The organism is Chamaesiphon sp. OTE_75_metabat_556 (genome assembly GCF_031378165.1).
Taxonomy (GTDB): Bacteria; Cyanobacteriota; Cyanobacteriia; order Cyanobacteriales; family Chamaesiphonaceae; genus Chamaesiphon.
This window is the reverse complement of sequence record NZ_JANNDR010000518.1, coordinates 1-11,753: the sequence shown is the minus strand read 5'-3', so window position 1 is coordinate 11,753 and position 11,753 is coordinate 1. Positions and strand designations below refer to the sequence as shown.

The window sequence follows — 11,753 nt, the reverse complement described above, 5'->3', positions numbered from 1 at the left end:
TTGGAGCCTAGTTGAGTACCGTCAAATGGGTGCTAATAATGACAAAATCATTGAAGCCTATCCTCAATTGACGGCAGCAGATTTAGATAATGCGTGGGCTTATGCTGAAGCTTTTCCTACTGAAATTGCCCAAGCAATTGCGGTGAATCAGGAAGCATAGATGATTAAGTTATATGCTGACGAGAATTTTGAACTTCCAGTGGTGAAACGGCTCAGAGAAAAAGGCTACGATGTATTAACGACGAGAGAAGCGGGAAAGGATAATCAAAGAATTCCTGATGAAGACGTATTGGATTTCGCCACCAATCAGAATCGAGCGGTGATAACACTAAATTATAATCACTTTAAAAATCTCCACAAACAGGTGAAAATCCATAGTGGAATTGTAATTTGCAGTAGAAATAATGATTGGGATATTTTTGCCGATTGTATCGACATGGCACTAAGAGATGAAGAATCGATCGAGGGTAAATTAATTCGGGTAAATCGTCCTGTCAAATGACCTTTTCGACTATTAACAAAAGCTGTCAATCTGTTAGCTGCGATCGAGGATTGATCCACCTAACAAGCGATCGATTTACTCAGTAGCGAAATCCAATATTCACAAATAAAGACGTTGAAATAGTTTATCTTCAAATAAAAATATTTTAGGATGATTAATGAGCAACAAGCAAATAAGCTACTAAGCCAATGTGAGATATGGCTTGAAGCTAACTTAACAAGACTTCGTGATAGCTTGAGAAGTAATCATGAAAATACGAGACCAATGTTATGGGAATTAATTGTTTTGTACTCGATAGCTTCTTTCACCGTCTACGTGTTAGTAACTCTAAATTGATTTCGGCAGTGGTATTTGTTAGTATTGTTTCTTCTGTATTTGACTATTCTTTTCAAAAAAGAGCGAATAAGCCCCTCATAATTGAGAACCCATATCCAAGTGTTTCTTTGACGTTGGAGCAAAGATATATGCTAGAGCAAATAGATTTCAATCAGGTTGGATATGGATCTAACTTAGAACATTGGGATAAAACAAACGGAGATGTAGAGAGTATAAAATTAAATAAGTACACCCAAATATTAAAACAGAGTTTTGGAATAGCAACAGAAAATTTTAACTATGATCCTAAATATCCATTTAGTGTGGAAATTCCATGCGATCCTTTTACGTGCTTATTAACAGGATTGATAAATAATACAAAGTTTTGGGGAGATAATGATTCATGTGAAATTAAAATTTTTATAGATAATGCGATAGTTCTTACCCATCCAATAACTAACATTGAGCTAATAAATACAGATTCTAGATACAGGGAAGGGTCGCTAATTAAAATAGATTTTGGGGCAGCTTGTTTTACAAGAATTAGAAACACAAGTCTTGTCAAAAATTCTCAATATTACTTAAATAACAATTTAGATGGAACTATCAGTGTAGCAATAGATGCTGATTTCATTCTTAGTATTTTGACGAGCACAAAAAATGTCGAAGAATTATGGATAAGTGAAGGACAGAAAGAACTTTATAAGTCATTAAAGGAAATGGTTGATAATCGTCAGAAAATTATAGGATTATCACTCGTTCAAGATTCTTTAAATTCCGACACAAAAACGCATGTAGTTTTTTTGTTCGGAGCAGTCACAAACACATTAATTCGTGAAGACAAGAGTGTATTAAATGAGGAGAAGAAACTAAAAAAACTACGAAGAAGCAATTCCAAAGAAAAGTAAGTTAAAGATAATTGTTAAGATTTTCGCCGAACATAAAATATCTCATTCGTTGGTGTAGCCTATCGTTTCGAGAATCGATCGATCATCTTCACTGCTGTTAAAGAAGTCCGCTTTCGATCGACAGCAAGCATGTTAGGGTTTCAGCTTGGTTTATAATATTTAATCATTGATCGATTCTTGATATTCAATAATAGCTGCGATCGCGCGAACAATTTCTTGTAAATCCGATCCAGGTAAAGTACCTATTTTCCTAACAAATCTCCGAGTATCTAGACTTCTGGCTTGAAGTGCATCCGCAGCCGATGGCTTCGTCAGTCCATTTTCATTGGTAGGATCGAGGCGAATGTGCCAAAGATCGGATATGAAAGAGTCTTTCCAGTCAGTAATCGGCACCACTAATTTAAGCGGAAGTTTGCCGATATAGTCAGAACTAATCACAATTGCTGGACGAGTTTTCTGAATTTCTGCGCCGACAGTTGGATCTAGATTAACCAGCCAAATTTCACCACGTTTAGGGAGCATAAGTTTCGGCGATGTCGAGATTAATCCATTCTTCCCACTCTGCTTTGTTCTCTTCGTAGTAGGGTAAAGCTGCTTCGGCTTGCTGTGCTAATATTTGGCGGCGTTGTTCGATCGATAGTTTGAGAAAAGATCGTCTATCTATGGAATGTGTATTAGATTCCGGGGCATCGGGGATAATCAAAATTACTTCGATCGTTTGTCCGATTGGCAGATTCGGCAGATCAATCTCTAGGCGATTGCCTGCTTGAATGGTGGTGGTGATATAGCGGGTTTGTTTCATGGAAATCGTTGGCTTAGCCGCGCCGAGAGGTAATCGATATTCACTAGACTCTATCTTACTGCGATTACGTTGGAGAAGGGATGCTGGCTCGATCGATTATCATCAGATTGAGCAGTAGTGTAAGAACTGGAGATAATGAGTTATGTAGCTGGTGATTCGATCGAACTGACGAGTAGATAATTTAACTTTGCCAATCGATCGAGTATTTGAAAATATTAGATTTGATTCAGAACTGGAAGTTTAAACTGAGATGGGGATCGAACGATTGATTGATTAATCTCCGATCGATTTGATAAAAAGTAAATTGAAGACCCCGCGTATTTAGTTGTGAGAACTTGTTAGCATGAGATTGAGAGTGTACGCTCTTCCCTCGCATAGATTAATTAAATTCACACTTAAAAATCATGCTTAAACGTCGTTCATTTCTTGCTTATTTTAGTATTGGTTGGCTGACGAGCTGTTTCCCGATGATACTAGCCATCTGCGCTCCGCGCCAAGCAATCGCCCAGGATGATGTTTCCAGTAACAGCGATAAAGATCGCGCTAAACCAATCGCCCAGAAAAAGCCTGAAGGTTTTACCGTCGTGGGATCTGTTGGCGATTTAGATAAAAATGGCTACCTCCAAACCAAAGAAGTCGCAGTGCTCAGAAGTCCTGGTAATTCCGATAAATTAATTGCAGTCAATCCCAAATGTACCCATCAAGGTTGCGATGTAAAATGGGCGGCTGCGGACAAGAAATATGCCTGTCCCTGTCACGGTGCTAGCTTTGATGCCAATGGCGAAGTCTTAAATGGCCCCGCCACCAAGCCTTTAAGTGCTTATTCTGCTAAAATTGTGGGTACTCAAGTCCTAGTGGCAATTTCAGCTCCCCCAGCTACCACTAGTCCGAAGCCTTCCAGTCGTGGGAAGAATTAGGCTTTAGGCTTTAGGCTTTAGGCTTTAGGCTTTAGGCTTTAGGCTTTAGGCTTTAGGCTTTAGGCTTTAGGATGTTGAATGTAAGCGTCCTCTAGTCTCCCAACTCCCTGTCTTGACTGAAACACATGCTCCTCCACTCTCCGCGTGATTTCAGTCGCAACTGTCTTGATTCGCTAAACCGTCGGGGAACCCGACGAGCGCGAATCGCTCCCAACTCCCAACTTCCAACTCCTAAATCCTAACTCATGAGCGAAACTGCGATCCGTCCGGCAGTAATTACCGGAATTATTCCCGATTCGATCGCAGCAGAAATTGGTTTTAGTCCTGGCGATCGATTGGTAAAAATCAATGGCCAAAAGCCACGCGATTTGATCGATTATCAGTTTCTCTGTGCTGATGAAACCTTAGATCTAGAAGTACTAGATGTCAAGGGAAAATCTCATCAGATCGAGATTGAGAAGGATTATGACGAGGATTTGGGACTGGAATTTGAGACGGCTTTATTCGACGGTCTGATCCAGTGTAATAATAAGTGTCCCTTCTGTTTCATCGACCAACAACCGCCTGGTAAACGCGAATCTTTGTATTTCAAAGATGATGATTATCGCCTGAGTTTCTTGTATGGTAGCTATCTGACATTAACCAATCTCACTACCAAAGAATGGGATCGGATCGCCCAGATGCGGCTCTCACCACTATATGTATCCGTCCACGCTACCGAGCCAGAGATTCGATCTCAACTGCTCAAAAATCAGCGGGCGGGCGAAATCATGAATCAACTTGCCTGGTTTCAGTCCCACCGTCTCGAAATTCACGCCCAAGTCGTACTGTGTCCGGGGATTAATGACGGCGCACATCTCGATCGCACTATCCGCGATTTGGCTAGTTTTCATCATGGCGATACTCCCGCAGTTGCTTCTGTCGCCGTCGTTCCGGTCGGGTTAACCAGATTTCGTCCCAACCTCACCGAACTTGCGCCCGTTACCCCCGAAATTGCCAGGGTGATTATCGCCCAAGTCGAGAGCTTGCAACAAGAATTTCGGAACCAATTCGACTCCACCTTCGTCTGGTTAGCTGATGAATGGTACCTAATTGCTGGTGTCGAACTGCCCCCTAGCGATTACTACGAAGACTATCCCCAGCTCGGTAATGGCGTGGGGTCGATTCGGCGCTTCCTTGATGAATTTGCCCAAGAAATTGCCGCCTGGGAAATGACCGCCATCGATCCGCCGCGCACTTGCACCTGGGTCGTCGGCAATGCCGTTGAGAATGCCTTCAAACCTATCGTCGATCAATTAAATCAACTACCAGGTCTCCAGGTCAACTTAGTTGCCATTGCCAGTCAATATTGGGGGCAACAGATGACAGTGACGGGGCTAGTCACCGGTCAAGATTTGCTAGCCGAGCTACCAGGGCGCGACTTGGGCGATTGCATCCTGATTCCTAGCGTGATGCTCAAACACGATGAAGCTAAGTTTCTAGACGATGTGACGATCGCGGAATTGGCTGAAAAATTCCAAGTCCCCCTGATTCCAGTTAGTGGAATTCCAGATTTTCTGGAAAAATTAGGGGAAAATAGAGCTGGGAGCTAATTACTGCTACTAGCGACTGGGATCTAGATTCATTTAGTTGAGTCGCCTCTGTCGCCAGTATTGTAGTATGAGAGCACCCAGATTTTAAAGCAGTTTTATAAACTCATTGAAGATGTTGACTCTGATTAAATTCATTCCAATGTTAAACAACAGAATCGTTAACCTAGTTGCACCGTTGCCAAAGAGCGGTCTGAAATCTGAACCGCAACTATCCCCAAGTCAGAGGCAGGCAGCCGCTAGATTGCAAACAATTTGCACGCTCGCGCTAGTAAGCTGCTGTGGCTTGAGCATAGAAACTGCTAGAGCGAAAACTTTGGATTTTGCGGGGATCGATCGTAGCCTCCAACTACACAGGAACAACCAATTTACTAGCGATAATCGATCGCCACTGATCGCCCAAAACACCCCGACCCCATCGCCGCCCACTGCCCCACCATCATCTCCCGATCTCAAGCTACCCAACGATCTCAACCTGCCCAAAACAGGTAATGAAGTGAAGATTACTGGTCGCCAATCTATCACCTTGCAACAAGCGATCGAGATCGCCTTTCGCAACAATCGGCAAGTTCAAGTCGCGCGACTGACGGTCGATCGCGATCGGCAGAGTATCAATCTCGCTCAAGCCGGTCAAGCCGTGCGAGTAGGCTTGCAGAGCGATCTCACCAATGCTGGCTCGGCTCTGATTTTTGGCAATCAATCACCGCTGACAAGTAGCGGTAGTACTACCAGCGTCAATGGTGCCGCCACCGCCAGATACACCATTCTGGATGCCGGTCGCAACCAAAGCAGCGTTAGGGCAGCCGAAGAACAAGTCCGATTCGACCAGCTCGATCTGGTGCGAGTCGAACAACAAGTCCGCAGTTTGGTGATCACCGCATACTACGACCTCCAAGCTGCCGACTCATCGATTATTATCAGCCAAGCTTCTGTCAGAGATGCTACTCGCAGTTTGAGCGATGCCCAGCTCCAAGAGCGAGCTGGAGTCGGGACGAGATTTGACATTCTGACTGCCCAAGTTCAACTCGCTACGGCCAATCAAAATCTAACCAACGCTCAATCTCAACAACAAACCGCCCGCAAAAATCTCGCTCAAATCCTCGTCGTCGATAACAATACTGAATTTACGGCCGCCGATGCCGTCCGCGAGCTAGGCACCTGGAAATATTCGCTCGAAGATAGTATTATCCTTGCTTTCAAAAATCGTCCCGAAGCCGAGCAACAACTTACCCTCCGCCGCGTCAGCCAACAACAACAAAATATTTCCGCTGCAGCTAATGCGGCGCAAGTGGATCTGATTGGCAGTTATGGTCTAGGCAAAAGCCTCTCGACTGGCACTTCCGTTCAAGATAACTATAGCGTTGGCGTCCAACTAACTTGGAATTTCCTAGATGGTGGTGCTGCTGCTGCCAATACCAATATCCAAAAAGTCAACGAAACAATTTACGAAAATCAGTTTACGACCAACCGCAATCAAATTCGGTTTCAGGTCGAACAAGCCTACTTTAGCCTCGGTTCTAGCCAAAAAAATATCGCCACTTCTACACAAGCACTCACCCAAGCAGAAGAAAGCCTCAAACTCGCCCGGCTGCGCTTTCAAGCAGGGGTCGGTACCCAAACGGATGTCATCAACGCCCAAACCGCTCTGGCTACCGCTCGTGGCAATCGCGTCACGGCCATTCTCAATTACAACCGCGCTCTCGCTAATCTGCGGACGGCGACGGTTGTTAATGAGTAGGGGATAGTGGATAGGAAGTTGGGAATAGGGAATAGGTGATAGGGAACGTTTATAAACGCTCTATCCCCTGACCCTCTACCCTCTACCCCATAATCCCTAATCCCTACCCTTACCCCCTTGGCAAAACCGTCAAAGATCTTAATAATCCTTAATAGGACGTAAATTATTTTGAGGGTATGGAGATGAGTGCGATTAAATTTATCAAAGAGAACAAGGAGATTATCGTCGCACAGGGGGCAAATCTGCGCGAGAAGGCGGTTCAAAACCAGATTGATATTTATACCTTCAAAGGTAAGCTGATGAACTGTGGCGGTTATGGTCAATGTGGCATGTGTGGTGTTGAAATCGTTGAAGGGATAGAAAATCTCTCTCCCCGCACTGATTTTGAGAATCGTAAATTAGCCAAAAAACCTGATAACTACCGCCTTGCTTGTCAAACAGTGGTTAATGGTCCAGTGAGCGTCAATACCAAACCCTAATAGCAATCCTCAGTAGCTAGTGAGGATCGAAATCCTTGCTGGTAGCTGAATCTTGGCAAATTGAGCAGCAAAAGAGTCTAGCGGCGATTACCTCCGGTAGGCTACGCCAACGAGTCAGTTAAATCTTTACCAAACGGCCTACACTCCCGCTGGAAATGATATTCTAGTCAGGGTAGTGATAAAAAATACTTTATAGGAATTACTCTAAATGCAAACTAACGATTTAGGTTTCGTCGCCAGCCTGTTATTCGTGCTCGTACCGACAATCTTCTTGTTGATTCTCTATATTCAAACCAACTCCAATAATACTGGTGCTGATTCATAAGTTGTTGAATCGTAGTCATCGAGCCAAAAAGACGGCTAGAGAGTTAATCTTTAGCCGTCTTTTGCATAGATTCATCGGTGAGAGGGAAAGGGCGGAAAACGGTCTTTCGTCTTTCCCCCTAAAGCCTAAAGCCTAAAGCCTAAACCTTAGCTAATTCTGGACGTTTGCTATTCCGAACGCCTTTAATAGCTTCAGCATAGTCAGGAGCATTGAATACTGCCGAACCAGCGACGATCGCATTCGCACCAGCTTCGATGACTTGCCAGCTATTATTTGGTTTGAGGCCACCATCGACTTCGATCCAGGGATCTAAACCGCGCTCGTCACACATTTGGCGTAGCTTAGCGACTTTAGTAACTGCACTAGGAATAAAGCTTTGACCGCCAAATCCGGGGTTAACGCTCATAATCAATACCAAATCGCACAAGTCGAGGACGTATTCGATTAGTTCTAGAGGCGTGCCGGGATTGAGGACAACACCAGCTTGTTTGCCGAGTTCTTTGATTTGTCCCAAGGTGCGGTGCAGGTGAGCGGAAGCATTGTACTCAGCATGGACGGAAATAATATCCGCACCAGCTTTGGCAAAATCAGCTACATATTTTTCTGGTTCCACGATCATCAAGTGGACATCGATAATTTTTTTGGTATGGGGGCGGACGGCTTCAACAATCAGGGGACCGATAGTAATATTTGGTACGAACCGTCCATCCATTACATCAACGTGAATCCAGTCAGCGCCAGCAGCATCCACAGCCCGAATTTCTTCACCCAAGCGGCTAAAGTCCGCAGAAAGGATGGACGGTGAAATCACAAGGGATTTTTGGCTCATAGTTACTATAGTTCTCCTGAAGTCTAAATTTCGGTAAAAATTCTAACAATTTCTCCAATTTTAACAGGGGTTAGCGATCGATCGTCTAAGTTGCTAGTTATGACCGATCGGCTCAGCACTCAGATCGATTCCGAAATAGCTAAAGATCTGGCTGTAGAAGTAGTGTATTCATCTGACAACCTGGAGCCAAACCTATGAAACTAGCGATCGTCTTACCTGCTCTATCGCTGTTTGCAGTTACAGTCCTATGTTCGAGTCGATCGATCGCGGCGGCGATGCCCCAGGAACTGCCAACGGAGCATCACACCAGCCGCACCCAACTAGTCGCTCGATCTGTCGATATTACGACTCAGTACGGACAAGCCTTATTTGTCAAGGATAACTGGGAAGTCAAAATATCCAGGGATGGTAATCGGTTTATCTATTCAGGTGGCGAGAATGGCAAGCGGGGCATTAGTCTGGCCAATGGTCGGTTAATTAGATCTCAGGGTAAGCATTTTTATAAATGGAATAATGCTGGCACGATCTATCTAGTAACTTGGCAACCCGCAGATCCCGATTTTGCCCGCGTGCAGGTGTTCGATGCTGGTGGGAGTGAAATATTCAATAAGTTGATGTGGACGCCACCGGAAAATTAGTCCGGCCATAATTGGTTTTTTGTGAATGCGATCGACTAAAAATGAGGTTAATTCTGATGAATTAACCTCGTCTCTTTAGCGTCCGCAAAATTGTGAAGATCGATCAAGCATTTAAAGGCTAGTTTATCGGTATAAATCTCATTGGTAGTAACGTATATTTCAGCACATTGATCGAAATCAATGCGACGATCGAACCTTGGATATTATAGCAACCGCCAAGGCGATTAGGACAGCGATTGAAATCGCCGCTCGGAATGCATAGTCCGCGAAGGCGGACTAATATGTCCTAACTGATGTGGCGATTGCTATATCATCAGATCGATCGACTCAATTTAATATTTATAACAACAATAATTATGCCTGGTTCTAGAAATGATTGGTTTCCTACTTCCGTTTGGAATTTTGAGATCGACAACTATCAACAATTAAATGCCTTGCTACTCCAAGAAATCGCAGCCGAATACCAACGCGATCGCGTTGGCGAAAAGTGGTCGAATGTGTTGGGTTGGCACAGTGTCAATAACTTACACGATCGGCAGAGCTTCGGTGAATTCACCCAGATTATTAACGAGAATGTCTCGGAAGTCACCAAATTCTTGCGTTGGGATTTGCAGCAGTTTTCGATTAATATTACTACTTGCTGGGCGATAGTTAATGGTAAATTCGCCTTGAATTCGATGCACAATCATCCAAATTCAATTTTAAGTGGCGTCTATTATCTCCAAGCTCCAGCACAGAGTGGCAGCATCTTTTTTACCGATCCGCGTCCGGGGTCTCAGATGTTGATCCCTCCGGTTGAGGAGTTTAATCTCTGGACTTTCCCAAAGATTAGCTATAAACCTCATGCTGGGATGATGTTATTATTCCCCAGTTGGCTGTTACATGGTGTCGAAATGAATATGAGCGATGAAGTGCGGATTAGTCTCAGTTTTAATATTGGGATGGCTCCTAAAATCCGGGCATAGAACGCAGATCGATCGAGACAGATTAGGACGTCAACATCTTTAGCATAATCATGAAAAAATGAGGCTAATTGATCGATTAGCCTCATTGTGCTAGATTCTCGTTCGATGAGCAAACCTGCTAACCGAAACAGATGTGGCAGTTTTAGGCAAACCCGAAACTACTAGAGTTGAGAGTACTAGATTGTAGTCCAGTCAATAAGGCTAAATCTTTACCACCAGCGGCGACAAGCGTATCGGCACCTTTTTGAGTCAGCGTCACTTTCGTGAAGTCACTCACCCCAGAGATCCCCAAAATTAGTAGCTTATCGATGCCGACTTCAAAGTTAGTAACCGTATTGGTACTAGTGGGAGCAACATTGTAAGCCAGGTAGAACTTATCGGTACCACTGTCACCATAGAGGGTGCTGCCACCTTTACCAGCGTAGATAATGTCATTACCATCGCCACCAGAGAGGAAATCATTGCTCCCAGCGAATAAGGTATCGTTACCCGCGCCACCATAGAGACGATTGCCGCCTTGGCCTTGGCTGGCATCGAGAATGTCATTGCCAGCTTCGCCAAATAAGCGGTCGTTTTTACCAGCATAGAGTTCATCGTTGCTGTCGCCACCGTAGATCCGGTTGCTGCCGCCACCGATCGAAGCATCAACTAAATCGTTACCGCCATCGGTAAAGACGATATCATTAACACCATCAAAACCTTTGGTAATGCCAGCTTCGATCGTATCATTGCCACTGGTGCCAGAGCTGGTAGAAGAGGTTTGAACTAGCTTCGCACCAGGAGCGATGAGGAAGGATAACTGACCACCTTCTACTAAGTTTTCACCAGCAGTTTTGGTGCCATTACCATCGCCATCGATATTGGTAGCAGTGATAATCGAACCATCCCGCAGACTGTGTGCCTGAACGTCAAACACAAACAATTCACCAGGTTTGTTACCAAACAAAGTCGAAACATCTAGAATCCCCGAAGTTTCCCAGTTGCCGATGTCCGTTGGGCTGGGATCGGTTTGGGTTGCAGGTACGGCCGATCGATCGACCTGGGCGATCCGAGTGAGGGTTTTAGAGGGATCGGTAGTGGCAGGATCGATCGTAAAGATGGAACTTTCTTTCTTGGAAGTCGCCCCAAACAGTGTCGCAGAAATTGCTCGATCTTCTTGGATGTAGATTTTGCCATCATCAGCCCAGTCGAGGTTGTCAGGGCTACGCAGACCAGCATCTTTTTTGTCGGTATCATTCCCATCGTAGAGAATGTCGAGTTTCCCGGTGATGTCCCCTTTAGCGATGTTATTGAAGTCGATATCGACTTTATAAGTAGTACCCCAGACATTGGGGGTATTTTCGACGCCAGTGACTGCCAATACTGCTTGGGTGCCATCTTGAGGATTGGTCGAAACGTCTTCAATCCGCGAGAAGGTAAAAGCTTGAGCGTCTTTGGCTAATTTTGTCTGCTGTGCTTGAGTAGCAAAGCCTTGAGCATCATAGCCGAGATCGTTTTGAATGCTTTTATCGCCAGCCGCATCGACAGCACTGCCTTTTTTGGTCGCATCATAGTAGGCTAGTTCGACGAATTTGCCGTTAGTAGAACTATTAGAACCTTTGAAAGTCGAAGCATCGAGTTCGATCGGATCGGTCGCACTTTTGGTGTCGTCAGCTACCCAGGCGTACATTTTGCCCTGTGACAAACCATTGCGATCGAGAAAGCTCCCATCTTTTTTGGCATTTTTGTCACCAACGTACAAAGTCA

14 protein-coding genes are annotated in these 11,753 nt (G+C 44.6%); 10 read left to right on the top strand and 4 right to left on the bottom strand.

What is annotated here, in order from left to right:
* From RMO27_RS24005 to RMO27_RS20600, 3 genes are all read left to right on the top strand, one after another.
* Nucleotides 1–160: DUF433 domain-containing protein (locus RMO27_RS24005; protein WP_396133774.1), on the top strand; the 160-nt coding region annotated here is incomplete at its 5' end.
* A complete protein-coding gene (locus RMO27_RS20605; protein WP_309736096.1) occupies nucleotides 161–502 on the top strand; it encodes a DUF5615 family PIN-like protein in 342 nt (113 codons plus the stop codon).
* A gap of 332 nt (nucleotides 503–834) precedes the next feature.
* Entirely contained in the window at nucleotides 835–1,725 is an 891-nt protein-coding gene (locus tag RMO27_RS20600; protein WP_309736092.1) for a hypothetical protein, read from the top strand.
* Between the two features lie 159 nt (nucleotides 1,726–1,884).
* Here the strand turns inward: RMO27_RS20600 and RMO27_RS20595 are convergent, their stop codons facing one another.
* Nucleotides 1,885–2,247: a type II toxin-antitoxin system PemK/MazF family toxin gene (locus RMO27_RS20595; protein ID WP_309736090.1), complete on the bottom strand. Its 363-nt coding sequence runs from the start codon at nucleotides 2,245–2,247 to the stop codon at nucleotides 1,885–1,887.
* The gene (locus tag RMO27_RS20590; protein WP_309736088.1) at nucleotides 2,237–2,527 is read right to left on the bottom strand and encodes a hypothetical protein; all 291 of its coding nucleotides are present in this window, start codon (nucleotides 2,525–2,527) and stop codon (nucleotides 2,237–2,239) included. The genes RMO27_RS20595 and RMO27_RS20590 overlap by 11 nt, the downstream gene beginning before the upstream one ends.
* A gap of 404 nt (nucleotides 2,528–2,931) precedes the next feature.
* Between RMO27_RS20590 and RMO27_RS20585 the strand changes: the two genes are divergently transcribed.
* The 5 genes from RMO27_RS20585 (at nucleotide 2,932) to psbM (ending at nucleotide 7,575) form a co-directional block, all read left to right on the top strand.
* Nucleotides 2,932–3,444 (top strand): Rieske 2Fe-2S domain-containing protein, encoded by a 513-nt coding sequence (locus RMO27_RS20585; protein ID WP_309736086.1) that lies wholly within the window; start codon nucleotides 2,932–2,934, stop codon nucleotides 3,442–3,444.
* A 245-nt stretch (nucleotides 3,445–3,689) separates the two neighbouring features.
* Complete coding sequence (locus RMO27_RS20580; protein WP_309736084.1) at nucleotides 3,690–5,036, top strand: TIGR03279 family radical SAM protein; 1,347 nt, start codon at nucleotides 3,690–3,692, stop codon at nucleotides 5,034–5,036.
* 139 nt (nucleotides 5,037–5,175) lie between these two features.
* Complete coding sequence (locus RMO27_RS20575) at nucleotides 5,176–6,771, top strand: TolC family protein (RefSeq protein WP_309736081.1); 1,596 nt, start codon at nucleotides 5,176–5,178, stop codon at nucleotides 6,769–6,771.
* A 182-nt stretch (nucleotides 6,772–6,953) separates the two neighbouring features.
* Nucleotides 6,954–7,250: a 2Fe-2S iron-sulfur cluster-binding protein gene (locus tag RMO27_RS20570; RefSeq protein WP_309736079.1), complete on the top strand. Its 297-nt coding sequence runs from the start codon at nucleotides 6,954–6,956 to the stop codon at nucleotides 7,248–7,250.
* Nucleotides 7,251–7,458: 208 nt separating this feature from the next.
* Entirely contained in the window at nucleotides 7,459–7,575 is a 117-nt protein-coding gene (psbM, locus tag RMO27_RS20565; RefSeq protein WP_309736076.1) for a photosystem II reaction center protein PsbM, read from the top strand.
* 139 nt (nucleotides 7,576–7,714) lie between these two features.
* On the opposite strand, the gene rpe is transcribed toward psbM, so the two are convergent.
* Nucleotides 7,715–8,404 (bottom strand): ribulose-phosphate 3-epimerase, encoded by a 690-nt coding sequence (gene rpe, locus RMO27_RS20560; protein WP_309736074.1) that lies wholly within the window; start codon nucleotides 8,402–8,404, stop codon nucleotides 7,715–7,717.
* Nucleotides 8,405–8,598: 194 nt separating this feature from the next.
* Here rpe and RMO27_RS20555 point away from each other — a divergent pair, with 194 nt between their 5' ends.
* On the top strand, nucleotides 8,599–9,042 hold the full coding sequence (locus RMO27_RS20555) for a hypothetical protein (protein WP_309736071.1): 444 nt from the start codon (nucleotides 8,599–8,601) through the stop codon (nucleotides 9,040–9,042).
* A gap of 356 nt (nucleotides 9,043–9,398) precedes the next feature.
* Nucleotides 9,399–10,007, top strand: a complete 609-nt coding sequence (locus RMO27_RS20550) for a TIGR02466 family protein (RefSeq protein WP_309736070.1) — start codon at nucleotides 9,399–9,401, stop codon at nucleotides 10,005–10,007.
* A 142-nt stretch (nucleotides 10,008–10,149) separates the two neighbouring features.
* On the opposite strand, the gene RMO27_RS20545 is transcribed toward RMO27_RS20550, so the two are convergent.
* On the bottom strand, nucleotides 10,150–11,753 hold a 1,604-nt coding region (locus RMO27_RS20545), incomplete at its 5' end, for a hypothetical protein (protein ID WP_309736067.1).